Source organism: Micromonospora trifolii (assembly GCF_050516465.1).
In the GTDB taxonomy this organism is placed as follows: domain Bacteria; phylum Actinomycetota; class Actinomycetes; order Mycobacteriales; family Micromonosporaceae; genus Micromonospora; species Micromonospora trifolii.
Genome location: NZ_CP191526.1, coordinates 4,231,974 through 4,256,636, shown reverse-complemented (window position 1 = coordinate 4,256,636; position 24,663 = coordinate 4,231,974). Strand labels below are relative to the sequence as shown.

Annotated in this window: 19 protein-coding genes; 7 read left to right on the top strand and 12 right to left on the bottom strand. The window is 73.5% G+C overall.

Annotated features, from left to right (window positions below):
* Window positions 1–49: 49 nt before the first annotated feature.
* Entirely contained in the window at window positions 50–1,180 is a 1,131-nt protein-coding gene (gene gcvT / locus ACQRWP_RS19640; RefSeq protein ID WP_430496719.1) for a glycine cleavage system aminomethyltransferase GcvT, read from the top strand.
* A gap of 134 nt (window positions 1,181–1,314) precedes the next feature.
* Here gcvT and ACQRWP_RS19635 read toward each other — a convergent pair whose 3' ends face one another.
* The 4 genes from ACQRWP_RS19635 to ACQRWP_RS19620 all read right to left on the bottom strand — a co-directional run bounded on the left by ACQRWP_RS19635 (window position 1,315) and on the right by ACQRWP_RS19620 (window position 7,225).
* Window positions 1,315–2,610, bottom strand: a complete 1,296-nt coding sequence (locus ACQRWP_RS19635) for a DUF2314 domain-containing protein (protein ID WP_430496717.1) — start codon at window positions 2,608–2,610, stop codon at window positions 1,315–1,317.
* Window positions 2,611–2,677: 67 nt separating this feature from the next.
* Window positions 2,678–3,451, bottom strand: a complete 774-nt coding sequence (locus tag ACQRWP_RS19630; protein ID WP_430496715.1) for an adenosylcobinamide-GDP ribazoletransferase — start codon at window positions 3,449–3,451, stop codon at window positions 2,678–2,680.
* On the bottom strand, window positions 3,441–5,384 hold the full coding sequence (gene cobU, locus ACQRWP_RS19625; protein WP_430496713.1) for a bifunctional adenosylcobinamide kinase/adenosylcobinamide-phosphate guanylyltransferase: 1,944 nt from the start codon (window positions 5,382–5,384) through the stop codon (window positions 3,441–3,443). The genes ACQRWP_RS19630 and cobU overlap by 11 nt, the downstream gene beginning before the upstream one ends.
* Window positions 5,385–5,443: 59 nt before the next feature.
* Window positions 5,444–7,225 (bottom strand): protein kinase domain-containing protein, encoded by a 1,782-nt coding sequence (locus ACQRWP_RS19620; protein WP_430496712.1) that lies wholly within the window; start codon window positions 7,223–7,225, stop codon window positions 5,444–5,446.
* A gap of 144 nt (window positions 7,226–7,369) precedes the next feature.
* On the opposite strand from ACQRWP_RS19620, the gene ACQRWP_RS19615 reads away from it, so the two are divergent.
* Both ACQRWP_RS19615 and ACQRWP_RS19610 read left to right on the top strand, forming a co-directional pair.
* Entirely contained in the window at window positions 7,370–7,570 is a 201-nt protein-coding gene (locus ACQRWP_RS19615; protein WP_088949470.1) for a hypothetical protein, read from the top strand.
* A complete protein-coding gene (locus ACQRWP_RS19610; RefSeq protein WP_430496710.1) occupies window positions 7,570–8,367 on the top strand; it encodes a site-2 protease family protein in 798 nt (265 codons plus the stop codon). The genes ACQRWP_RS19615 and ACQRWP_RS19610 overlap by 1 nt, the downstream gene beginning before the upstream one ends.
* 63 nt (window positions 8,368–8,430) lie before the next feature.
* Here the strand turns inward: ACQRWP_RS19610 and ACQRWP_RS19605 are convergent, their stop codons facing one another.
* The 6 genes from ACQRWP_RS19605 to nadA all read right to left on the bottom strand — a co-directional run bounded on the left by ACQRWP_RS19605 (window position 8,431) and on the right by nadA (window position 19,009).
* Window positions 8,431–9,429: an aldo/keto reductase family protein gene (locus ACQRWP_RS19605; protein WP_238667452.1), complete on the bottom strand. Its 999-nt coding sequence runs from the start codon at window positions 9,427–9,429 to the stop codon at window positions 8,431–8,433.
* Window positions 9,430–9,473: 44 nt separating this feature from the next.
* Window positions 9,474–14,417: a WG repeat-containing protein gene (locus ACQRWP_RS19600; RefSeq protein ID WP_430496708.1), complete on the bottom strand. Its 4,944-nt coding sequence runs from the start codon at window positions 14,415–14,417 to the stop codon at window positions 9,474–9,476.
* A 383-nt stretch (window positions 14,418–14,800) separates the two neighbouring features.
* Window positions 14,801–15,361, bottom strand: a complete 561-nt coding sequence (locus ACQRWP_RS19595; protein ID WP_430496706.1) for a helix-turn-helix domain-containing protein — start codon at window positions 15,359–15,361, stop codon at window positions 14,801–14,803.
* 172 nt (window positions 15,362–15,533) lie between these two features.
* Window positions 15,534–16,127 (bottom strand): DUF3043 domain-containing protein, encoded by a 594-nt coding sequence (locus ACQRWP_RS19590; RefSeq protein WP_430496704.1) that lies wholly within the window; start codon window positions 16,125–16,127, stop codon window positions 15,534–15,536.
* Window positions 16,128–16,241: 114 nt separating this feature from the next.
* Window positions 16,242–17,609, bottom strand: coding sequence for a UDP-N-acetylglucosamine 1-carboxyvinyltransferase (murA, locus tag ACQRWP_RS19585; RefSeq protein WP_231392814.1), 1,368 nt, complete (start codon window positions 17,607–17,609; stop codon window positions 16,242–16,244).
* A 200-nt stretch (window positions 17,610–17,809) separates the two neighbouring features.
* Window positions 17,810–19,009 (bottom strand): quinolinate synthase NadA, encoded by a 1,200-nt coding sequence (gene nadA, locus ACQRWP_RS19580; RefSeq protein ID WP_430496702.1) that lies wholly within the window; start codon window positions 19,007–19,009, stop codon window positions 17,810–17,812.
* A gap of 68 nt (window positions 19,010–19,077) precedes the next feature.
* Here nadA and ACQRWP_RS19575 point away from each other — a divergent pair, with 68 nt between their 5' ends.
* The 3 genes from ACQRWP_RS19575 (at window position 19,078) to ACQRWP_RS19565 (ending at window position 21,946) form a co-directional block, all read left to right on the top strand.
* Window positions 19,078–20,217: a glycerate kinase family protein gene (locus tag ACQRWP_RS19575; RefSeq protein ID WP_430503230.1), complete on the top strand. Its 1,140-nt coding sequence runs from the start codon at window positions 19,078–19,080 to the stop codon at window positions 20,215–20,217.
* A 181-nt stretch (window positions 20,218–20,398) separates the two neighbouring features.
* Window positions 20,399–20,767 (top strand): iron-sulfur cluster insertion protein ErpA, encoded by a 369-nt coding sequence (erpA, locus tag ACQRWP_RS19570; protein ID WP_091407494.1) that lies wholly within the window; start codon window positions 20,399–20,401, stop codon window positions 20,765–20,767.
* A 198-nt stretch (window positions 20,768–20,965) separates the two neighbouring features.
* Window positions 20,966–21,946, top strand: a complete 981-nt coding sequence (locus ACQRWP_RS19565) for a carbohydrate kinase family protein (protein ID WP_430496700.1) — start codon at window positions 20,966–20,968, stop codon at window positions 21,944–21,946.
* A gap of 125 nt (window positions 21,947–22,071) precedes the next feature.
* Here ACQRWP_RS19565 and ACQRWP_RS19560 read toward each other — a convergent pair whose 3' ends face one another.
* A complete protein-coding gene (locus ACQRWP_RS19560) occupies window positions 22,072–22,305 on the bottom strand; it encodes a sulfurtransferase TusA family protein (RefSeq protein WP_091407500.1) in 234 nt (77 codons plus the stop codon).
* Entirely contained in the window at window positions 22,302–23,453 is a 1,152-nt protein-coding gene (locus ACQRWP_RS19555; RefSeq protein ID WP_430496698.1) for a cysteine desulfurase family protein, read from the bottom strand. The genes ACQRWP_RS19560 and ACQRWP_RS19555 overlap by 4 nt, the downstream gene beginning before the upstream one ends.
* 230 nt (window positions 23,454–23,683) lie before the next feature.
* Here ACQRWP_RS19555 and ctaC point away from each other — a divergent pair, with 230 nt between their 5' ends.
* Window positions 23,684–24,655: an aa3-type cytochrome oxidase subunit II gene (gene ctaC, locus ACQRWP_RS19550; RefSeq protein WP_266304854.1), complete on the top strand. Its 972-nt coding sequence runs from the start codon at window positions 23,684–23,686 to the stop codon at window positions 24,653–24,655.
* The last annotated feature ends 8 nt before the right edge of the window (window positions 24,656–24,663 follow it).

The following is a 24,663-nucleotide window of genomic DNA, read 5'->3' as shown; positions in this document are numbered from 1 at the left end:
GCTCCCGCCGATGCTAACCAGCGACGTTGCCCCCGGTAAGTTGCCACCCATGACCGACGTGACCTCCGACGCCGCCGCGACCCGGCTGCGCCGTTCCCCGCTGCACGAGCGGCACACCGCCGCCGGAGCCAAGTTCGCCCCCTTCGGGGGCTGGGAGATGCCACTGGAGTACGCCGGCGGCGGAGTGCTCAAGGAGCACACCGCGGTGCGTACGGCGGTCGGGGTATTCGACGTGTCACACCTGGGCAAGGCCCGGGTGAGCGGCCCCGGCGCGGCCGACTTCGTCAACTCCTGCCTCAGCAACGACCTCGGTCGGATCGGCCCGGGCCGGGCGCAGTACACGCTCTGCTGCGACGACGCCACAGGCGGTGTGGTGGACGACATCATCGCCTACCTCTACGCCGACGACCACGTCTTCCTCATCCCGAACGCGGCGAACACCGCCGAGGTGGTGCGCCGGTTGCGCGCCGCCGCGCCCGCGCAGGTGACCGTCACCGACGAGCACGAGGCGTACGCGGTGCTGGCCGTGCAGGGCCCCCGCTCGGCCGAGTTGCTGGCCGCCCTGGACCTGCCCACCGAACACGGCTACATGAGCTTCTCCGCCGCGAGCCTGGCCGGGGTGGAGCTGACCGTCTGCCGTACCGGCTACACCGGCGAGCTGGGCTACGAGCTGGTGGTGCCGGCGGAGCACGCGGTCGCCGTCTGGGACGAGCTCTTCGCCGTCGGCGCGACGTTCGGGCTGCGAGCCTGCGGGCTGGCCGCCCGGGACACCCTGCGGACCGAGATGGGTTACCCGCTGCACGGGCAGGACCTCTCCCTGGACATCAGCCCGGTGCAGGCCCGCTCCGGCTGGGCGGTCGGCTGGGACAAGCCGGCCTTCTGGGGCCGCGACGCGCTGCTCGCCGAGAAGGCCGCCGGCCCCCGGCGTACGCTGCGCGGCCTGGTGGCCGTCGACCGGGCCATCCCCCGCCCCGGCATGACCCTGCACGTGGGCGACACCCAGGTCGGCACCGTGACCAGCGGCACCTTCTCGCCCACCCGCAAACAGGGCATCGCGCTCGCCCTGCTGAACACCGACGCCAACCTGACCGACGGCGACGAGGTCGAAATCGACATCCGAGGCCGCCGAGCCCCTCTGAAGCTGACGAAGCCCCCCTTCGTAACCCCCTCAGTGAAGTAACCCCACCGCCTGCCCCCACCCCTGCCCCTGCCCCCGCCCCCGGCTCCCCAGCGTTGATCATGAGGTTGACGGGACGCTGGGAGATCAAATCCCCCGCTAACCCCATGATCAACCGGGGCGGGGCGGGGCGGGGGTCAGCGTGAGGGGGTTGGGGGTTCGCCTGAGTCCAGGACTGCTTGGGTCCAGCCGCCTTCTATGACGCCTGTCGCGTCGAGGACGGCCCAGTCGACTACGTCGGACGCCTCCACGACCACGGGGGCGCCGATGCGGACGCTCTGGTCGGTGTTGGCGTCGCTGGCGCTCACGCCGACGATGCGTTCCGGGGTCTCCCACGAGGTGACGCCCGCCCAGACGTACTCCGGGCCGTCGTCTCCGGGTAGGCCGTACTTCACCACCAGCTGCGACTCGGTGGGGAGTTGGCCAGCGACGAACCGGCCCCGCGCGTCGTCCAGCGCGGCCCGGGCGGTGGCGACCGCACGGCTCATCGCGTCACCGGAGCGGGCGTAGCGCACGTCCGGCTGGATCCCGGAGAACAGGGTCGCGCAGGCGGCGGCGTAGTAGCGCCCGTCCGGGCCGGGGTGCCCGGCCGGCGGGCGCAGGCTGAGGAACGAGTCGGCCTCCGGGTCGGTCGCCGGGTCAAGTTCGAGGCGGAGCAGCACCGGGGCGGTGGCGCCGTGCTGCTCCGGGTTGCCGTACGCCACCGCGATGTCGTGGCCGGTGACCGTGGCGAGCACCGGCAGCTGCACGAACGCCGGCACCTCCTCGCCGGTGAGCCCGTCGGTCCAGTCCCGCAGCAGTCGGCGGGCCGCACCGGTCATCACCGCACCCCAGGCGCGGGTGAGGTGGTCGGGCACCCCCTGGGTCTGCAACTCCAGCAGACCGAAGCGGCGCAGCCCCTTGGTGGTGAACCAGAGACCCTCGGTGTCCGAGGAGTACGGCACCAGCACCCAGTCGACAAGTCGGATGCGGCCCTGCTCGTCGGGGAGGGAGCGCAGCGCGGTCGCCGGGTCGAGGAACTGGAGGCCGAAGACGTCCACCACGTCGCTGTCGACGGATTCCGCCACGGCGGCCGCGACCGCCCGGGCGGCCCACTCGTGCGCGGGTGGCCAGCCGGGCCGGTACTCGGCCTGTACGACCACCAGGTGCGTCGCCGCCGCCAGCCGGTCCAGCTGCTCCTTGGTGGCGCCGAACGCGGTGAGCAGGTCCGGTGGCAGCTCGGGGAACTCGGCGATCGGCCGGGTGTCGACGCTCATCAGCGGGCTGTCGAGCATCTGCCGGGCCAGCCCGTGCACCGGCTCGGCCAGCCGGCCGGTCAGGGCCGCCACCGCGGTCTTCGCACTGACCTTCGGTAGCCCCGCCATCGGCACCAGGTAGGTCGCGCTGAGCGACTCCGGCACCGGAACGGGCAGGAAGTCGTCCGTGATGAGCATTGTGGGATCCCCCGGTGGCCGCGCCGGTGTTGTCGAGCCGAACGCTACCCGGCCCGCCGGGCCCGGTTCAGCCGGACAGCACCAGACCCAGGTAGACCAGCGTGGTGACCACCTCGACGGTCGCGCCCAGGACGTCGCCGGTGATCCCGCCGAGCCGGCGTACCACGTGGTTGAGCAGCGGTAGCGCGACGGCGATCGCGGCGACGACGGCCAGCGGCCCCTGCCACGGACGGCCCGGCACCGCGGGCACCGCCAGCAGCACGACGGCGACCGCGCCGGCGGCCACTGCCACCGGGCCGACCGTGCCGGCGACCAGCGCGCCCAGCCCGTCGGGCCGGGCCGCCGGCACTCCTCGCCGACAGGCCACCGTGACACCGAACCGCCCGGCCGCTGTCGCCGCGACCACCGCCGCGAGGCACGCCGGCCAGGACCGACCGGCGAGGTCGGCGAGCGCCGCCGCCTGCACCAGGAGTACGACCACCAGGGCGACCACCCCGAACGGGCCGACGTCCGGCTTCTTCATGATCTCCAGGGCGGCCGCGCCCCGCCGGTACGAGCCGAGCGCGTCCACGGTGTCGGCCAGCCCGTCCAGGTGCAGCCCTCGGGTGAGCAGCGCGGCGGCGCCGACGGTCACGCCGGCCGCCACCAGCGGCGGGGCGAGCGCGCCGGTCAGTAGCAGCACACCGGCCAGCAGGGCGCCGAGCATCGCGCCGACCACCGGGGCGAGGGCCATCGCCGTGCCGGCGACCGGGCGGTCGATGCGCCCGGCCCGCACCGGCAGCGTGGTGAACGTGGTGACCGCCAGCCGGGCTCCCGCGAGCAGCCGTGGCTCAGCCGGCACGCCAGCCCGACGCCGGCTGCTCGTCCGCCCCGGTGCTGGCCGGACCTGGCCCGGCCGGCTCCGGCTCGGCGAAGTCGGGCTCGGTCGAGTCGGGCTCGGTGAGATCCGGGTCGGCGTAGCTCGGGTCGACGTAGCTCGGGTCGGTGGACGCCGGCTCGTCGGCGGCCGGGTCGGTGTCGTCCGTGCCGCCCAGCGACGGGTGCACCGGCAGCGCGGCGGACAGCGCCAGCACCGAGCGCAGCAGCGGCAGCGCGACCAGCGCGTTCGCGCCCTCGCCGAGATCCAGCCGCAGGTCGAGCAGCGGGGTGAGGCCCAGCACGTCGGCGGCGAGCCGCACGGCCGGGTGCCCGCCGTGGTCGGCCAGCAGACACCAGTGCCGGGCCTGCCCGGCCAGGTCACGGCTCACCATGCCGGCGGCCAAGCCGACCGGCCCGTCGAGCAGCACCGGCACCCGGCGGGCGGTGGCGCCGAGCAGCACGCCGGTGGCCACCGCCACGTCGCCGCCGCCCAGCTCGGCCAGGATGTCCTTGGCGCCGCGGGCGGAGCGCCGGGTGCGGTGCAGCGCGTCGCGTACCGCCGCGCAGCGGATCATCCACGCCGCGTCGTCGATCTCACCGGAGTCGGTGATCACCCGGCCCAGCACGGCGGGCGGCTCCGCGCCCGCGGTCGCCGCGAGCACCGCCGCGGCCGCCGCCTCGGTGCCGGCGCCGCACGCGCCGAGCACCAGCAGTTGTACGCCGGCGTCGGCGGCCTGTTCGGCCAACCGCCAGCCGTAGCGCAGCGCGGACTCCACCTGCTCCGGCGCCAGGGCCGGCTGGTCCTCGATCGGCGCGGAGGCCGGAGTGTCCACCACCTGGAGGCTGGCGCCGCTCTCGGCGGCCAGCCGTGCCAACGCGCCCTGGCCGGCGCGGGCCTGTGCGGCGCGGCGCGCCGACTCGCCGGCGACGGTGCCGGCCGCCGCCCCACCGGCGTGGTCGCCGTGCAGCAGCAGCACCCGCACCGAGCCCCAGGCGGCGGGGGTCGAGGTGCCCTGGGTGGCGGCGGCGAAGCCCACCACCCGGTCCAGCACGCCCAGGCCGGCGCCCGGTACGTCCAGCGTGGCCAGCCGGTCCACCGCCTGCGGGCCGGCGTACTCGTCGGGCATCGGCAGCTCCATGCCGGGCTGGATGACCAGCCCGGTGGCCACCATCGGCAGCGCCATGGTCGGTGCGGCCCACGTGTTGCCCGGCTCCGCGGTCGGGGTGGCCGGCGGCGTGTGGGTCAGCACGTCGGGCAGCTGCACCTCGGGGGTCGGCTCGCTGTCGGCCAGGCTCGCCACCACCGCTGCGCTGGCAGCGGTCGTCGGCGCGGTCACGGTGGCGGGAGCGGGCGATTCGGTCGCGCCGGCGACCGACTTGAGCCAGACCGGCTGACCGGCGACGACCAGCACTACCGCGTCGCAGGCGTCGGCGACCGCGCGGTTGGCCGCGCCCAACGCGTCGGTGAACGCCCGGCCCAGCGGGGTGGTCGGCACCAGCGACAGCCCCACCTCGGGGCTCACCAGCACCACCCGGGCGGCACACGTGCGGATCGCCTCGGCCAACTCGGCGATGGTCGCCACGTCGTCGGCGGGCTGGTGGTCCGGGTCGAGCAGCACCGTCACCCAGCCGCCCAGGTCGTCGACGAGCAACATCTCGTTGGGCTCGGCGGACTCGAGCACGTCGGCCAGCCGGCGCGGGTCCTCGGTGGTCTCCTCGGTGGTCCAGCTGCCCGGCCGTCGGGCGCGGTGCGCTGCCAGCCGGGTCGCCCACTCGGTGTCCTCCGGGTCGCCCTCGGGCGCGGTGGCGATGTAGCGGACCACCGGCGCGTCGGTGACCAGGGACTCGGCGAACTCGGACTTGCCGGACCGGATACCGCCGAGCACCAGGACCGTGTTCCACCCGTCTACGGACATGCCCGTACCTTAAGGCCGCCCAGGGTTGCGGTGCCTGCCGGCCCGGTGCTCCCCGTCGTTCAGTCGCAGTGTTCGAACCCGCTGCCGTAACTGACCCCGCCGGTGGAGCCGCCCCACTTGACGCAGGTCCCGGCGGCGCTGGCCCGGACCGGCCCGGCGTAGTAGTCGAAGGACCCGCTGTCGGTGCTGCGCGCCCGCCCCTGCACCTCCAGGTACGCCGAAACCGCCGACTTCGCGCCGACCGAGGTGTCCTTGAGGGTGACCACGCAGTTGGTGCCGGTGCCCGCGTGGAACAGCAGGAACACCCGGCCCTTGCGCTGACCGTCACCACCGGTCAGCGTCGCCGAGTCGATCACCTGGTAGCCGCTGCCGCACGCCTGTGCCGCCGTGTACGGGTTGGGCCGGCTCGACGGGGTGCGGCTGGGCGTCGGTCGGCTGCTGGCCGTGCCGGTCGGCGTGCCGCCCGGTGCCCCGGTGCGGGCGGGGTCGCTGCTGGTCGTCGCGTCGGTGGGGGACCCGGTCGGGTCGGCCGTCGCGGTGCGGCTGGCGCCCGGCGTCGCGCTGGGCCGGGGCCCGGTGGTGGTCGCGTCTCCGGGTGGCAGCGGAGCTTCGGCGACCGACGCCGACTCGCCGGCCAGCGCGGGTGGCCGGTCCGCCGCATCCGGGTCGACTCCGGGTCGCAGCGCGACCACGGCCACCACGGCCACCGCGACGAGGACGACCGCGCCGGCCCCGACCAGCAGTGCACGGCGTCGGCTCGACGGCCCGCTTCCGAGCGCGTCCTCCCGGGTCGGCTTCGGCTCGGTCGTCGGTTCGGTAGCGACGCTCGCCGGTGGGCGCGGCGCGGCGGGCCCTGCATGCGACACCGGCGCGGCGGGCGACGTCGCCGCGACCCTCGGCGCGGAAGCCGGGCCGGCTGGCGGCGCGGGGGCAGCGGCGGGAGCCGCGAGGCCCGGGGTGGGAGCGGCCAGCGCCCACGGTGGGCGGGCCGAGACCGGAATGCTCGCCAGGGTCGCGTCGCGCGCATCGGCGGCGGCAGCGGCCAACTCAGCGGCGCTGCCGAACCGGTCCTCCGGACGCTTGGCCAGCGCGCGGGCCACCACGGCGGCAACCGCCGGTGGGGTGTCCGCCGGCAGCGCCGCCGGGTCCTCCTGGGCATGCCGCAGCGCCACCGCGAGGGGGTTGTCACCGTGGAAGGGCGGCTGCCCGGCAAGGCAGAAGTACGCCACCGCGCCGAGCGCGTAGATGTCGGTGGCAGCCGAGACCCGCTGCCCGGTGGCCTGCTCGGGAGACATGTACGAGGCGGTGCCGAGCACCATGTTCGCGGCGGTGAGCCCGGCCATGTTGCGGGACCGGGCGATGCCGAAGTCGACGAGCACCACAGTGCCGTCGGCCTTGACCAGCAGGTTGCCCGGCTTCACGTCCCGGTGCACGATGCCGGCGAGGTGGGCGGTGTGCAGCGCGTCGGCGGCCTGGGCCAGCACCGACATGGTGGTGGCCGGATCCAGCCGCCCCACCGCGCGCACCCGGGCGGACAACGGCTCGCCCTCGACGTACTCCATCACCAGGTAGTCGACCTGGCTGCCATCGTCGAGCGCGGCCTGCCCCACGTCGTGCACCGGGACCACGCCGGGGTGCCGCAGCGCTGCCAGCATCCGCGCCTCGGCCCGGAACCGGGCGGTGAACTCCGGATCGGCCACCAGCGACGGCAGCAGCACCTTCACGGCGACCTCGCGTTCCAGCAGCACGTCCGTGCCGCGCCAGACCGCGCCCATCCCACCCGTCGCCACCCGCTCGCCCAGCCGGTACCGGTCGCCGAGCAGCACTCCCCGTGTCAGCACCGAGCCACCGTACCGGCCGGCGTCGATCGGATTGATCCACCCCGTGGGTCCCGCCGGGGCGAGCGAGCGGCCGTTGCGCGCCGGGCCGACTACGCTGGCGAGGGTTCGTCCCACGGGGACTTCAGCGGCGAGGGGAGACGCGGCATGGCGTGGAGCTGGCGGTACGAGGGCACGGACGGCCAGACGGTCGAGGGACCGGCGGAGTCGTTCGGCAGCCAGGCCGACGCCGAATCCTGGATCGGTCAGACCTGGCGGGAGCTCGCGGCGTCCGGCGTCACCTCGGTCGCGCTCATGGAGGACGACCGGGTGGACTACCGGATGAGCCTGCTGCCCACGGCCGAGTGATGGCCTACGACCGCCCGGGCGGCGACGGGCTGGTCCTCGGCGTACCCAAGGCGGCGTTCCGGCCCAGCCCGGTCTTCCTCGGCCTGGTCGCGCTCTTCGCGGTCAGCGGGGTGCTGACCTGGAACGGGTACGGCAGCGTCCGGTTCAACGTGTTCCTCTTCGTGGTGTCCGGCTGGCTGGTGTCGCTCTGCCTGCACGAGTACGCCCACGCGGTGGTGGCCTACCGGGCCGGCGACCGGGACATCGCCCATCGCGGCTACCTGACGCTCAACCCGTTGAAGTACACCCACCCGTTGCTGTCGATCGTGCTGCCGGTGGTGGTGGTGCTGCTCGGCGGCATCGGCCTGCCGGGTGGCGCGGTCTGGGTGGACCGGCACTCCATCCCGGGTCGACTGCGGCACACCCTGGTCAGCCTCGCCGGCCCGGCGACCAACGTGCTGTTCACGCTGGTGTTGGTGGCGGCGGTGCGGCTCGGCACCCAGTCGGATGGGCCGGTGGAGTTCTGGGCCGGGGTGGCGCTGCTCGCCTTCCTCCAGCTCACCGCCAGTGTGCTGAACCTGCTGCCGGTGCCCGGCCTGGACGGCGGCAACATGATCCAGCCGTGGCTCAGCCCGCAGTGGCGCAAGATGTACGACCTGTTCGCGCCGTACGGCTTCATCCTGCTCTTCGCGTTGCTGTGGAACCCGCGCATCGGCGGCTGGTTCTTCGACGCGGTCTTCGCGGTCGGGGATCTGCTCGGTCTGCCGTCGTGGCTCTACGCCACCGGCCTGGAGCTGATCCGCTTCTGGCAGAGCTGACCTGAGCTAGGCTGACCGGCCCGGTCGGCGTGCAACATCCGCGCCGGCCGGGCCGGAACGGCGTCAGGGACGCTGCGCGGGGGACTCGGTCTTCGCCGGGTCCCGCTCGACGATCGGCCCGACGATGTCGTCGATCGCCTTGAGCAGGTCGGCGTCGAGCTTCACCCCGGCCGCCTTCACGTTGTCGTGCACCTGCTCGGGGCGGGACGCGCCGATGATCGCCGACGAGACGTTCGGGTTCTGCAGCACCCACGCCACGGCGAGCTGGGCCATGCTGAGCCCGGCCTGCTCGGCGAGGGGCTTGAGCTGCTGAACCCGGGTCAGCACGTCGTCGTTCATGAACCGGGAGATGAAGCCCGCACCCGACTTTTCGTCGGTGGCGCGGGAACCGGCCGGCGGCGGCTGGCCCGGCAGGTACTTGCCGGAGAGCACGCCCTGCGCCATCGGCGACCAGACGATCTGCCCGATGCCCAGCTCCTCGCTCGCCGGCACGACCTCGGTCTCGATGACCCGCCACAGCAGCGAGTACTGCGGCTGGTTGGAGACCAGCGGGATGTGCAGCTCCCGGGCGAGCGGGTGGGCGGCGCGCAGCTGGGCGGCGGTCCACTCGGAGACGCCGATGTAGTGCGCCTTGCCGGAGTGGACGACGTCGGCGAACGCCTCCATCGTCTCTTCCAGCGGGGTGCTGCTGTCGTAGCGGTGAGCCTGGTAGAGGTCCACGTAGTCGGTGCGCAGTCGGCGCAGCGAGCCGTTGATCGACTCCATGATGTGCTTGCGGGACAGGCCACGGTCGTTGCGGCCGGGCCCGGTCGGCCAGTAGACCTTGGTGAAGATCTCCAGGCCCTCACGGCGCTCGTTCTGCAACGCCCGGCCGAGCACGTCCTCGGCCCGGGTGCCGGCGTACACGTCGGCGGTGTCGAAGGTGGTGATCCCCGCGTCGAGAGCGGCCCGGACGCAGGCGAACGCGGCGTCCTCCTCGACCTGCGAACCGTGGGTGATCCAGTTGCCGTACGAGATCTCGCTGACCATCAGGCCGGAACGGCCCAGGTGTCGGAATTCCATGTACCGACCCTAGCTCTAGTGGATCAACGGTGACGACCGGTGACTCAGAGCACCGGGTTGGCGTCGGTGAGTAGCCGGTCGATCTCCTCCAGCACCTCGGCGCGATCGCGGTGCACCGGGTCGATGAGCGGCACGCCGCGCCGGTCCAGCGCGCCCCACCGCCCGTTGTCGCTCTCGACCAGGAACGCCACCGGGTGGATGACCAGCATCGGGTGCGCCGGCGGCACCAGCACCGTGCCGGTGCGGTCCACCACGCCCCGCCGACCCGCCACGTCGACCACGGCGAGCCCTTCGTCGGTGAAACCGTCGATCTGCTGGCCGTCGGCCAACTCGGTGACGAAGCCGTGGTAGCGGGTGGGCACGATGACCCGACCGGTCCGGTCGACCGCCCCCCACCCCTCCCGCCGCACCGCAGCCAGCCCACGCCGGAACGGTCGTACCTCGGCGAAGTTGGGCGCGACCTGCACCGCGCCGGTCGCGTCGATCGCCGTCCAACCGCCCTCGCCGACCACCCAGGCCAGGCCGTCGCTGAACGGATGCGCGGCCCGGAAGGACGGCGGGATCACCGTCGTACCGAGCAGGTTGATCAGCGACCAGCGGTCGTTGTCCGGCCGGCGGACCCACGCCAACCCGTCGTGGAAGGGCTGCGCCTCGGCGTACCGGGCGGGGATGACCACGTCGCCGTCCTGGCTGGTGTAACCCCACAGCGGCCCGTCCCGGTCCGGCAACGGGGGTCGGTCCCGGTCGAGCACCTCGTCCCGACCCCGGGGGTACGGCCCGAAGCCATCCGCCTCGGCCCGGACGGTGACCGCGTCCAGGGCCACCCGGACCCGGTCGAGCAGTTCGGCGTCGCCCGCGCCGCGCAGGTCCAGCGCCTTCTCGAAGTGCTCGCAGGCCTCCATGAGCCGCCCCTGGTCGTAACACGACCGCCCGGCGTGCTCGTGCAGCGCGGCCCGCAACCGGTCGGGCAACTCGACCGAGTTGGCCTGGGCGAAGAGTTGGTCGGCCTCGGCGAAGTCGCCGCGCCAGCGCAGCACGTGGGCCAGCCGGGCCTGGGCCAGCGCGGTCCGACGCAGCTCGCCGGTGGCCTCGGCGTAGGTGAGGGCGAGCCGACCGTCGGCCAGCGCGTCGTCCAGGTCGCCGAGAATCCGCGAGGCCACCGCCCGCAGGCTGAGCAGCCGGGCCCGGGCACGGTTGTCGACCGCCGAGCCCAACTTCTCGGTCAGCCGCCGCCGGATGGCCCGCAGGTCGTCCGGCTCCGTCAGCTCCTCGCGCAGGGTGACCGGGTCCAACCGCCACCGGTACGCGGCCAGCACCTGCTCCGGGTCGCCCGGATCGGCCAGTGAGGCGCGGGTCACCACCGGCCGTGCGTCGTCGGGTGGCGCGGACACCGGCTCGTTGTCCCCGTCCGAGCCGCTCCTCGGGCCGGGTACGGCCGAGGCGGGTGGCCCGGACGTCGGCACCACCGACGCCGGCGGCCCGGAGACGGGCGCCGCGGCGGGCGGTGGTGTCGAGGCCGGTGGCGCGGAGACGGGCGCTGCTGCGGGCGCTGGCGGTGCGGAGACTGACGCTTCGGAGTACGGCTGCGCCGAGGCGGGTGGTGCGGAGACGGGCGCTCCGGAGTACGGCTGCTCTGAGGCGGGTGGTGCGGACACCGGAGCTGCGGTCGGCGCTGGCGGCGCGGAGACGGGCGCTGCTGCGGACGCCGGCGGTGCGGAGACGGGCGCTGTCGCGGACGCTGGTGGCGCGGAGACGGGTGCTGCGGGCAGGGCCGATACCGGCGGCGCCGGGGGAGCGGAGACCGGCGTGACCGAGGCGGGCGGTGCCGAGAACGGCGGTGCAGAGACCGGCGGTGCCGAGACGGGCGGGCTCGCGTCGTCCGCAGACGTTGCGGACAGCGCAGCCTCGCCCGGCCACTCGTCGGCTCGCGAGTCATCCGCCGGGCTGGTGCTCGGATCGTCGATCTGGTCCGCCGGCTCGTCGGGTGGCGCGAGTTCGTCCCTCGGGTCGTGCTCGACCGGATCGGTGTCGTCGTGGCGAGAGGCGGTGAAGGGCTGCCGGTCGCCCTCGACTTCGAGGTCGGCTTCGGCCGGCTGGTGGGGGATAGCGACGACAGGTGCGCCGGATACGGGCTGGTCGCCGTCGAGCGTTCCCGTGTCGAGAGCGGGCTGCGGGTCGTCGTCCAGGTCGTCCGCCCAGAGCCGGGGAGCACCGGAGACGGGATGGGCGGGCGGCGCGGAGACCGGGCCGAAGGCGTCGTCTGGTGTCGGCCCGCTGGCGTGCTCGTCGGCCACGTCGACGTGGGTGTCGGCCACCGGCGTCGACGTCTGTGCGTCCGGTGCGACCGGTTTCGCGAAGAGGTCGGGGTCGCCGGCCGTCGACTCGTCGTCGACCGGGTCGGACGATCGCTCGTCCGTCGTCGGCTCGCCCTGGTCGGATTCGGCGGGTTGAGCGGGGCTGAACCACGCTTCCGGCCCGCGGGTGCCCGGAACGTCGTCCGGCTCGTGAACGGCCGCCTCCGGCTCTTCCGAGGGCGGCGGGGGTACGTAGCGGCGCGGCGTACCGGGGGCCGGCGGGAGCGTCGGCGCGACCTCTGCCGCTGGCGGCCGCGAGGCCGCCGGAGCTGGAACCGCGCGGGTCGGGTCGGCCGGCGTCGGGTCGGGTCGGGTCGCCGGTGGCGGCGGTGCCTGCCAGGTGGGTGGCGGGGCCACCGACGGGCGGGCGTCCGCCGTCGGGGCCGGTCGCTCCGGCGAGTACGGGCGCTGCGGCGCGGCCGGTCGATCCGGCGCGGCCGGTCGGTCGGCGGGGTGCGGCCGCTCCGCGGGGGACGAGCGGTCCGGGGAGACCGGGCGGCGGTCGGTCGCTGGGGTGCTGGACAGCGGGTCGCCGACCCGACGGCGGTCCGGGCCCGGCTCCTCGCCGCGCCGCTGGTCCGCCGGACGGTCCCTGGTGTCCGGGCCGGGGTAACGCGGCGGCGGGGCCGGATGCGCCCCGGATGTCGGTGGCGGTTCGGCCAGCGGCCGGCGTCCCGATGCTGGCGCTGTATCCGAGCGTTCGTCGGCGGCGGGCGGGTCCACCGGCGCGGGCAGGTACTCCAGCCGCAGGCGCGCGGCGGGTGGCCCCGAGACGGGCCGGTCGGAGGCGGGGGAGACCGGGGCGGCCGACACCGGTCGGTCCCAACCGGGCGCGGCGGGGGAGACGGGTGCGGCCGACACCGGTCGGTCCCAGCCTCGGGCGGCGGAGGAGTCGGGTGCCGGCGACGCCGGCCGTTCCGGGGAGGCCGGGGCGCCTGATACCGGTCGGTCCCAGCCGCGGCTGGCGGGCGAGTCGGGTGCCGCTGACACCGGCCGTTCCGGGGAGGCCGGGGAGACCGGGGCGGCTGACACCGGTCGGTCCCAACCGGGGGAGACGGGTGCCGGCGACACCGGTCGCTCCGGGGAGACCGGCATGGCACGGCCGGACGCGGGTGGCGCCGTCGCGGCCGGGCGTGCCGGTCGCTCGTCGTACCGTGCCGGAGTGGCCGCCGGGCGCTCGTCGGGCCGCGACGGCGTGGCCGCCGGCCGGTCGGGCCGGGCGGCCGGCCGCGGCGCGATGCCCGGCTCGGCGCTGCGGTACGGGTCCGCGGTGCGGTGCGGGTCTGGGCTGCGGTGCGGGTCGGTGCTGCGGTGCGGGTCCGCAGTGCGGTGTGGGTCGGTGCGGTGGCCGGGCTCCCGGGTGCGGTCCGGGGTGCGGTCCTGGCGCACCGGACCCGGTACTGGCCAGGGCAGGCTGCCGTCCGGCCGTTGGCCCGGCTGCGGCCGGGGCTCGCGGTACGCGTCCTCGCGGTACGCGTCCTCGCGGTACGCGTCCTCGCGGTACGCGTCCTCACGGGGCGCGTCCTCGCGGTACCCGTTGTCGCGGTACGTGTCCGGGCGGGCCTGCTCGCGGGGTCGCCGGTCCGGGTACGCCTCGGCGCGGGCCGCCGCCTCACGGGGCTGCTGCCGGTGCGGGTCGGTGTCGGGCCGTCGCCGGTCGTCGTCGAGGCGGGGCTGATCGGGCAGGTCCGGCTCGGGGCGACGTCGTCGTCCACCGTTGGGTGAGGGCGCAGTACCGATCCCCTCGTCCGCGCGGTAGCGCGGTTCCGGGCGGCGCGGGTCGTCGGCGGCCCGGTCCGGGTACCCGTCGGCGCGGTATCGCGTGCGGCCGTCCACGGGTGCCCACGGGTCGACCCCGTCGGCGATGCGGCCGTCGTGGTCGCGGGTGGGTCGGACGCCGTACCCGTCGCCGGGGTGCCGTTCGTAACCAGCTGCCGGTCGTTCCGGTGTGCCGCGCCGACGTGGTGTGTCGTCCGGCTCGGGCACCCAGCCGGGGTCGGGCCGGGGCGCGGGGGAGACCGGCGGAGAGCCGCGGTAACCCCGATCCCGCTCGGTGGGCTCCTGCCGGGGGCGGCGGCTGTCGTACCGCTCGGGGGTGGGCTGGTCCCGGTGCCAGGCGGCTTCCCGCGCGGGCTCCCGCTCGTCGGCGGGGCGTCGGTCGGACCAGGCGGTACGTCGGTCCGACTCAGGCGAGCGGCGTTCGTCGCGGCGGGGCGGCTCGGGCAGCGGACGACGGTACGGCTCGTGGTCGTACTGGCGGGAGTCGGCGTTGTCGGGCCGGCCGTAGGCGGAGGTGTCCGCCGAGCGCTCGTCGCCGCGGAGTCGGCCGTAGGCCGCCGATGCCTCGCCCGGCTCGTCGTCCACCCAGGAGCGGCCGTGAGGCGCCTGTTCCGCCGGTGGTTCGTCGGACCAGGACCGGCCGAGGTAGGTGCCGTCCGGGCGGGTGGGCGCGAGTGGCGGCACCTCGGCGCGGCCGGACACCGTCGCGCGGCCGCGCGGTGGCGGCTGGTGCGGCATGCCGATGTCGCCGGGGTAGCGCTGGCCGGGGAACTGGGGGTGCCACTCGGAGGTCGGCTCGCCCACCCAGGACGGTTCGTTCGGGTCTGGCCACCGGTCGGTGTAGCGGCCGTTCATCCGTCGAGCCCGTCGCCACACCCGGCCGCTGGGCCGATTCTCGCCGGGGGTGAGGTGTCCGCAGCCGTCGTCGGGTGACCGCTGGGCGTCCGGTCGCCGCCTGCCACGCCCCGGTGGCCGGCTCGCGTCCGCTCGCTCACGCGTTGTCACCTCGTTGCAAATTGTCGCGCTGGGGCCGCACGTGCCGGTCAGATCGCCGCTCCGGCAGGCCGTGGCTGCGGATGGAGGGTAACGGCGTGGGCTCGCTCACCGCCACTGTGGTGCCGCCCACCGGCGCAAACGTTATCCCATTGGTTTCGGACATTTGGTCCTATAAGCGAATCTGAACTCCGACCCTACCGCACGCGAGGACCCCCCGGCTGCGGCGGGATCGCCGTCCTCGTTCAGGGATGCTCCATGATGAGGACGGCGAACGTACCGGGAGCGAGCGCCTCGTAACGGTGCGGGGCGTCGCCGGGGAATGTGGCGTAGTCGCCGGGGTCGAGTTCGACGGGCGCCGCTGCGGGCCCCACCCGCAGCCGGCCGGCAGCGACCACCACGTGCTCGATGCTGCGCGGGGTGTGTCCGTGCCCGGCTCGGACCGCGCCGGGTTCCAGCCTGATCAGGTAGACGTCCCGTCGCAGGTGCGCGGCACCGGCGCTGAGCAGCGTTCCGCTGAAGTCGGCCTGCTCGGAGCGAACCTGCGGCCCGTCCCCGGCCCGGATGACCCGTACGCCCTCGTCGACGGGCTCCACCAGCCGGCTGAACGGCACACCGAGCGCGACTCCCAGCGCCCAGAGCGTCTCCACACTCGGGTTGCCGGTGCCCGACTCGAGTTGGGAGAGGGTGGACTTGGCCACCCCCGCCCGGCGGGCCAGCTCGGTCAGCGAGATGCCGACCCGTTCCCGCTCCCGGCGCAGGGCGGCGGCGATGGTGGCCAGCGGGGCAGCCGGTTCCGAAGGCATGCCTTCGCTCCATTGGGTCGAACGTTCGGTCTGGCGAACAACGGCAACCCGTTCAGCATGATGAACGCACGACAAGATCCGCGCAGTTACGGCGAAACTGCTACCTCGGGGATGTCTGAGGCAGCAGTTTCGCTGATGTCGCGCGAATCTTGGAGGTGCGGGAGCCCGGGGGTCAGACCTTGTCGCCCAGCTTGACCTGGGGCGCCGGAGCGCGCATCCGCCGGAAGGTGATCGACCGCATGACCGCGTAGAGGAAGAGTGAGCCCATTCGCTGGTCGCTCTTCGGGAAGCGCTCCCGGACCAGCTTGCTGATCTTGCGGCAGATCAGCACCGAGTCGACGACCACACCCAGCGCCAGCGCGCCCCAGAGCACGTTGGAGATCAGCCGGACCAGCGGCGGCATGGCCGCGTTCGACCCGACCAGCACGATCAGCGCGCCGCCGAAGAACCAGGTGCCGACGGTACGCCGGGAGTCGACCACGTTGCGGGCCAGCAGCCGCTCCGGGCCACGGTCGCGGGGGCCACCCTCGCGGCGGAACTCCGACGCCGCCTCGGCGCGCAGTTGACGGCGGCGCTCCCGCTCCTCCTCCTTGGTGAGGGGGCGAGTGGGGCCGGCCGGGCGACGGCCGACGGTTGGCCGCTTGGGCGTCTCCCGACCCTTGGCCGGGGTGTAGCCCCGGGAACGCTCAGCGGTCTCCTCGGGGGTCACCGAGGTGACGGCCTCGTCGACGAGGTCGGTGGACTTGCGGCGAAAGAGCGACGGCACGCGGCAAGGGTAGCCAACGGTCCGCACTCGGTGCACATCGCGGTACAGCGGCCGACGGCTCCAGGTCGCAGTGCGACCTGGAGCCGTCGTAGCCGAACGATGGGGTGACCGAGGTTACGGACGCTCGGCGTGCGCGCCCAGGTCGGCGAGCTTCGCCTCGAAGTCCTCGTAACCCCGGTTGATCAGGTCCACGCCGTACACCCGGGAGGTGCCCTCGGCCGCGAGCGCCGCGATGAGGTGGCTGAACCCGGCCCGCAGGTCCGGGATGACCAGGTCGGCGGCGTGCAGCTTGCTCGGCCCGGCGATCACCGCGGAGTGCTTGAAGTTACGCCGGCCGAAGCGGCACGGGGTGCCGCCGAGGCAGTCCCGGTAGACCTGGATGTTGGCGCCCATCGAGTTGAGGGCCTCGGTGTAGCCCAGTCGCTGCTCGTAGACCGTCTCGTGGACGATCGACAGGCCGCGGGCCTGGGTCAGCGCCACGACCAGCGGCTGCTGCCAGTCGGTCATGAAGCCGGGGTGCACGTCGGTCTCCAACGCGACCGCGTTCAGCTCGCCACCCGGGTGCCAGAAGCGGATGCCGCCCTCCTGGCCGGGGTCGCCCAGCTTCGGCGCGCGGGCGTCGGTGACCTCGTACTCGCCGCCGACCGAGCGGAAGATGTTCAGGAAGGTCATCATGTCGGCCTGCTGCGCGCCCAGCACCTCGACGTGACCACGGGTCGCCAGGGCGGCGGCCGCCCAGCTCGCCGCCTCGATCCGGTCCGGGATCGGCCGGTGGGTGTAGCCGTGCAGCTTGGGCACGCCCTGAATCTCGATCACCCGGTCGGTGTGGACCTTGATGATCGCGCCCATCTTCTGCAGGATGCAGATCAGGTCGATGATCTCCGGCTCCACCGCGGCGTTGCGCAGCTCGGTGACGCCCTCGGCCATCACGGCGGTCAGCAGCACCTGCTCGGTGGCGCCGACGCTCGGGTACGGCAGGGCGAACTTGGTGCCGTGCAGCCCGTTCGGCGCGGACAGGTGCAAACCCTCGGGCCGCTTGTCGACAGTGGCGCCGAACTCGCGCAGCGCCTGGAGGTGGAAGTCGATCGGGCGCGGGCCGATGTGGCAGCCGCCCAGATCCGGGATGAACGCGTGCCCGAGGCGGTGCAGCAGCGGGCCGCAGAACAGGATCGGGATCCGGCTGGAACCGGCGTGCACGTTGATCTGGTCGGTGCTGGCGCTCTCCACGTTCGCCGGGTCGAAGACGAGCTCGCCGTCCTCGGTGCCGTCGGTGACCTTGACGCCGTGCAGGCCGAGCAGACCTCGCACCACCTCGACATCGCGGATCTTGGGCACGTCGAACAGTCGGCTCGGGCTGTCGCCGAGCAGCGCGGCGACCATCGCCTTCGATACCAGGTTCTTCGCGCCGCGCACGCGGATCCGCCCTTCGAGCGGAGTGCCTCCGTGCACAACCAGGACGTCGTCGGTCAACGCAACCTCCAGCGCGTCGGTGCTGCCGTGTTGATGGTGGGGCGCCTGAACGTCGTCGCTACCCCGGATGCGGCCATGTCGAAACGGCCCGCGTGTGTCGTCGCTTGGGCAGCATAGCCCTCGGTGACGAAAAAGGACTCGGTCACATCGGCGTGTGTGGCATTAATCGGTGATCCGGCACTTTTGCGTACCAAGAGCGCTACGGATCGTGATCAGGACACCGCCGGCGGCGGAGTGTCCGCGCCGGGCAGCGCGAGCATCTGATCCAGCGCCACCCGGGCGTGGTGCGCGGTGTCGGCGTCCACCGTGATCTGGTTGACGACCCGGCCCGCGACCAGCTCCTCCAGGGCCCAGACCAGGTGCGGCAGATCGATCCGGTTCATCGTCGAGCAGTAGCAGACGGCCTTGTCCAGGAACATGATCTGCTTGTCCGGGTGCGCCAGCGCGAGCCGGCGGACCAGGTTCAGCTCGGTGCCGAGCGCCCACGCCGAGCCGGCCGGAGCCGCCTCGATCGTCTTGATGATGTATTCGGTGGACCCGACGTAGTCGGAGGCCGTGACCACCTCGTGCCGGCACTCCGGGTGGACCAGGACGTTGACCCCGGGCACCCGCTCCCGTACGTCGTTGACGCTGTCCAGCGTGAACCGGCCGTGCACCGAGCAGTGCCCCCGCCACAGGATCATCTTGGCGTCGCGCAACTGCTGCGGGGTGAGCCCGCCACCGGGCTTGTGCGGGTCGTAGAGCACGCAGTCGTCCAGCGACAGGCCCATCTCCAGCACCGCGGTGTTGCGGCCCAGGTGCTGATCCGGCAGGAAGAGCACCTTCGACCCCTGCTCGAAGGCCCAGTCCAGGGCGCGCTTGGCGTTGGACGAGGTGCAGACCACGCCGCCGTTGCGGCCCACGAAGCCCTTGATGTCGGCCGAGGAGTTCATGTACGTCACAGGCACGGTGTCGCCGGCGATGCCCAGCTCGGTCAGGGTGTCCCAGGTCGCCTCGACCTGGCCCAGCACCGCCATGTCCGCCATCGAGCAGCCCGCCGCGAGGTCCGGCAGGATCACCCGCTGGGTGTCGGTGGTGAGGATGTCGGCGCTCTCGGCCATGAAGTGCACGCCGCAGAAGACGATGTACTCCGCGTCCGGGCGGGCCGCGGCCTCCCGGGCCAGCTTGAACGAGTCGCCCGTCACGTCGGCGAACTGGATCACCTCGTCGCGCTGGTAGTGGTGCCCCAGCACGAAGACCTTGCTGCCCAGCTTCGCCTTCGCGGCGGTGGCACGGGCCACCAGATCCGGATCGCTGGGCGCCGGCAGGTCGCCCGGACACTCGACGCCGCGCTCGGTGTCGGGGTCGCTGCCCCGGCCGAGCAGCAGCAGAGCCGTCGCCGTGTTGGAGGGTTCCACCCAGGTCGAAGTCACGTAGCCCATGGTCCCACAGCGCGAGCGCGACGCAGCTTCGCTCGGTGTGGGCTGCCACACTGCTCGGCATGCGCGTGCTGCTCTGCCCGGACAAGTTCGCCGGCACCCTGTCCGCACCGGAGGTCGCCGCCGCCGTCGCCGCCGGTTGGCGCACCGTCACCGACGGAGACGATCTGCTGATCCGGCCCCTCGCCGACGGCGGTCCGGGCTTCGTGGAGGTGCTCGCCGAAGCCCTCGGCGGCCGGCGGGTGCCGGTCTCGACGGTCGACCCGCTGGGCCGGCCGGCGGCCGGTGAGATCCTGCTCACCGCCGACGGCGCGACCGCCTATCTGGAGAGCGCGCAGGCGTGCGGCCTGCACCTGCTCTCCGCAGCCGAGCGCGACCCGAAGAACACCACCTCGTACGGGTTGGGTCTGTTGGTGGCCGCCGCGGTGGAGAGCGGTGCCCGCACTGTGGTGATCGGGCTGGGCGGCTCCGGCACCAACGACGGGGGCGCCGGAATGCTCGCCGCGCTGGGCGTGACCCCCCTCGACCAGGGCGGCGCCGCGCTGCCGTACGGCGGGGCGGCGCTCGCCGCGGTCGACGCGCTGGACGGCGCGCCCCGGCTGCGCGGCGTCCGGCTGGTCGCGGCCACCGACGTGGACAACCCCCTGCTCGGCCTGCACGGCGCGAGCAACGTGTTCGGCCCGCAGAAGGGCGCCGACCGCGCTGACGTTTTGCTGCTCGACGCGGCCCTGGAGCGTTTCGCGGCGGTGCTGGAACGGGACCTGGCCGGCTGCCCGGCGGGGCTCGGCGCGCTGCCCGGGGGCGGGGCCGCCGGTGGCATCGGCGCGGCGCTCCTCGCCCTGGGCGGCGACTGCGAGTCGGGGATCGGCCTGGTCACCCGGGCCACCCGTCTCGATGCCGCGCTGGACACCGCCGACCTGGTGATCACCGGTGAGGGGTCGTTCGACCACCAGTCGCTGCGCGGCAAGGTCGTGGCCGGGGTGGCCGGCGCCGCCCGCGACCGGGGAGTGCCCTGCGTGGTGGTGGCCGGGCAGGTGAGCACCGGCCGGCGGGAGGCCGCCTCGGCCGGGGTGACCGACGCGTACAGCCTGGTTGAGCACTTCGGCGGTGAGGAGGGCGGCGGGCTCGACGCGGCGCTGAGCCGGCCCGCCGAGGGGCTGTGCGAGTTGGGCGCCCGGCTGGCCCGGCAGTGGAGCCGCTGAGCGTCCCGACCGCCCGTGCGCCCGCCCCGACCGAGGGCCGACCTGCGGCGGGGGTCACGCCACGCGGGTGAGCCCGGCCAAGGCGGCGTACGATCGGTTGAGGACCACAACCGGGAATCACTGGACGGCGCGCGACGTTGGCCAGTGCGTCCGGACCCAAACCGCGCAGGGAGACTTCCACGTGACCACGCCAGCGCAGACCGAGTCGACCGAGGCCAAGGCCCCTACTTCCGTCGTCCTCACCGACGTCGCGGCGCAGAAGGTCAAGGCCCTGATCGAGCAGGAGGGCCGCGACGACCTGCGGCTCCGCGTCGCCGTGCAGCCGGGCGGCTGCTCCGGCCTGCGGTACCAGCTCTTCTTCGACGAGCGTTCGCTCGACGGTGACGTCGTGACCGACTTCGGTGGCGTCGAGGTCGTCGTCGACCGGATGAGCGCCCCGTACCTCTCCGGCGCGACGATCGACTTCGCCGACCGGATCGACGCCCAGGGCTTCACCATCGACAACCCCAACGCGGGCAGCTCCTGCGCCTGCGGTGACTCGTTCAACTGAGTCACACCCCACACCATCGACGATGGGGCCGTTCCTCGGGACGGCCCCATCGCCGTACCGGTCGGCGGTCGCATCGGCCTGGGAGCGATCCCGAAGGGGGCCGTGGCGGGCTGGTTGCCGTTGTCCGACCGAGCGGTGACCATCGGGTTGCCGTCCCGGTAGGCTGACCGCGCCCTGCTCCCGACCCCGAGGGTTGACATGAAGATCGCCGTCACCGGCTCGATCGCCACCGATCACCTGATGAGCTTCCCCGGTCGCTTCGCCGACCAGCTCATCGCCGATCAACTGCACAAGGTGTCCCTCTCCTTCCTGGTGGACGACCTGGTGCTCCGCCGCGGCGGCGTGGCGGCGAACATCTCCTTCGGGATGGGTCAGCTCGGGCTGCGCCCGGTGCTGCTCGGCGCGGTCGGCGCCGATTTCGCCGACTACCGCTCCTGGCTGGAGCGCCACGGTGTGGACTGCGACTCGGTGCACATCAGCGAGATTGCGCACACCGCCCGCTTCGTCTGCACCACAGACACCGACATGTGCCAGATCGCGTCGTTCTACGCCGGTGCGATGAGCGAGGCCCGCAACATCGAGCTGGCTCCGGTCGCCGACCGGCTCGGCGGTCTGGACCTGGTGCTGGTCGGCGCGAACGACCCCGAGGCCATGCTGCGCCACTCGGCCGAGTGCCGCACCCGCGGGTACGCCTTCGCCGCCGACCCGTCCCAGCAGCTCGCCCGGATGCCCGGTGAGGACGTGGTGGCGCTGATCGAGGGCGCCGAGTACCTGATGACCAACGACTACGAGAAGTCGCTGCTGCAGAGCAAGGCGCAGCTCAGCGACGACCAACTGCTGGACCTGGTCAAGGTGCGGGTCACCACGCTGGGCAAGCACGGTGTGGAGATCGCCGGGCGCGACATCGACCCGATCCACGTACCGATCGCGCGGGAGATCCGGGCGGTCGACCCGACCGGCGTCGGCGACGGCTTCCGGGCCGGCTTCTTCACCGCGCTCTCCTGGGGCCTCGGCCTGGAGCGCGCCGCCCAGGTCGGCTCGCTGCTGGCCACGCTGGTCCTGGAGACCGTCGGCACCCAGGAGTACGACGTTCGCCGCGACCTGTTCGTCAAGCGGCTCGCCGAGTCCTACGGCGACACCGCAGCGGAAGAAGTCCGCCCCCACCTCCTCCCGGCGTAGCCCCCACCCCACCCACCCCGGCGATCTTGCACTTTCTGTCGCTTTATCGCGGCTTCTGCACCCATTTGTCCACGCAGAAATTGCAAGATCGCGGGGGTGGTTGGGGAGTGGCGGGCGGGGTTTGGTTAGTGGGTGCGGCGGACGTCGTAGGCGGGACCGTCGGGGCCGTTGACCGAGCCTAGGAACTCCTGGCCGCGCATCCGGCACCAGGCGGGAATGTCGACCGCCGCCGCCGGGTCGTCGGCCAGCACCCGGACCACAGTGCCGACCGGCACCTCAGGCATCCGTCGCGCCGCCGCGATCACCGGCAGCGGGCAGCGTTGCCCCCGGCAGTCGATCACCTCGTCCGGCATCGTCACAGCCCCACCACCCCGGCCTCGGCGCGCAGCCCGGCGACGATCCCCGGCAGTTCGGTCAGGAACCGCTCCACGTCCGCCTCCGTCGTCTCCCGGTGCAGGCTGACCCGCACGTTGCCGTGCGAGAGCACCCCCATCGCCTCCAGCACGTGCGACGGGCGCAACGTGGACGAGGTGCAGGACGAGCCGGACGACACGGCGAAGCCCCGCCGGTCCAGGGCGTGCAGCAGCGCCTCCCCGTCGACGTACAGGCAGGAGAAGGTGACCAGGTGGGGGAGCCGGAGCACCGGGTCGCCGACCACCTCCACGTCGGGCACCTCCGCCGCGACCCGCTCCCGGACCCGGTCCACCAGGGCGGCCAGCCGGGTCGCCTCGGTCGCCGCGTCGGCCGCCGCCGCCCGCAGGCTCGCCGCCGCCGCCACGACCGCGGGCAGGTTCACCACACCGGGGGTACGTCCGCTCTCCCGCTCGTCGGCCGGCCAGGGTGACTCCCAGCGAGTGCCCTTCCGGACCGCCAGCACCCCCACTCCGGGTGGTCCGCCCCACTTGTGGGCGCTCGCCGTGAGCACCGACCAGCCGGCCGGCAGGGGCACCCGGCCCACCGACTGCGCCGCGTCCACGTACAGCGGCACACCCACGTCGGCGCACGCCGCCGCCGCCTCGGCGACCGGCTGCACCGTCCCCACCTCGTGACTGGCGGTAATCAACGCGGCCAGCGCGACCCCCGGGGCCCGAACGGCGGTCGACCACGCCGTCAGGTCCAGCCGGCCCAACCGGTCGACCGGCACCGCGGTGGCGGTCCCACCCGCGTCGACGTGCCGCTCCGCCGCATGCAGCACCGCCGAATGCTCGATCGCCGAGTGCACCAGCGTCGACCCGACCCGGCGCCGCCCCGCCAGCCCCCCGAGCACCGCGCCGTGGGCTGCGGACGTACCACTGGGGGTGAAGGAGACCTCATCGGCGCGGACGCCGAGCGTCAGCGCGGTGGCCTCGCGGGCGGCGTCGAGCAGTTGCCGGGCCCGGCGGGCCTGCGTGTACAGCTTGCCCGGGTCGGCCCAGCCGTCCTCGAGCGCGGCCAGCAGCGCCTGCCGCGCGACCGGATGCATCGGCGCGGCGGTCGCCGCGTCCAGGTAGACCGGGGATGCGCTCACAGACCTGCCTTCGTTCGCGACTGCGGGGCTCGCAACCCCGGCTCACTCCTCGCGCTCACAGATCATTACGGTATCGCGGCGGTATGCCTAGGATCCCCCCGATGGGGGTCGGACAGTGACCCCACCACGGCCGAGTCCGTCATGGTCGAGTAATCTGCGACCGTCGGTGACGCCTTTGCCGCCGGTGCTGACGAAGGACGCACCGCGGCGCGCTAGGGAGGCAGGACCAGGTGGTCGCAAGGAGTTCGGAGGTACGGCCGTCGGCCGTACGGCACAGCGCTTCCCCAGGGGTTGGTGGACGCCGGGGGCGTGGTGCTGGTCGCCTGGCCGGGCTCGGTCTCGGTGGCGTGGCGTTGCTGGTTCTGCTCACGGGCTGTGACGTGGGTCAGACGTTCCACGGCTTCGGCTGGCCGCAGGGCGGCATCTCGCCGGAGTCCAAGCGGATGTACGACCTGTGGATCGCCTCCTGCATCGCCGCGCTCGCGGTCGGCGTCTTCGTGTGGGGCCTGATCTTCTGGTGCGTCGTGCGCTACCGCAAGCGTGGCAACGCGCTGCCAGTGCAGACCCGCTACAACATGCCGATGGAGTTCCTCTACACCATCGCGCCGATCCTGATCGTCTCCGTGCTCTTCTACTACACGGCGATCGTGCAGACCGACGTCGACAAGTTGTCGAAGAACCCGGACGTCACGGTCGAGGTCGTCGCGTTCAAGTGGAACTGGCAGTTCAACTACCGCGACGGTCAGGGCACGGAAGCCCGCACCACCGCGTCGACGCTCGGCACCAGTGAGGTCATCCCGGTGCTGGTGCTGCCAACCAACCGGTCCATCCGGTTCGAGGAGACCAGCCGCGACGTCATCCACTCGTTCTGGGTGCCGGAGCTGCTCTTCAAGCGGGACGTCATGCCGGGCAAGATCCGCAACGTGTTCGAGGTCTCAAGCCTCGACGCCGAGGGTGCCTACGTCGGGCGCTGCGCCGAACTGTGCGGCAGCTACCACGCGTTCATGAACTTCGAGCTGCGGGTGGTCTCGCCGGAGAAGTACGACCAGTTCCTCGCGGCCAAGCAGAGCGGCAAGTCCACCCAGGATGCGCTGTCCGCGATCGGTGAGCAGCCGTACGCGACGACCACGCAGCCGTTCGACACGCGGCGGACTCAGGACAACTTCAACCCGGACGACGTTCCGGCCCGCACGGGAAGCTGAGGCAGCCG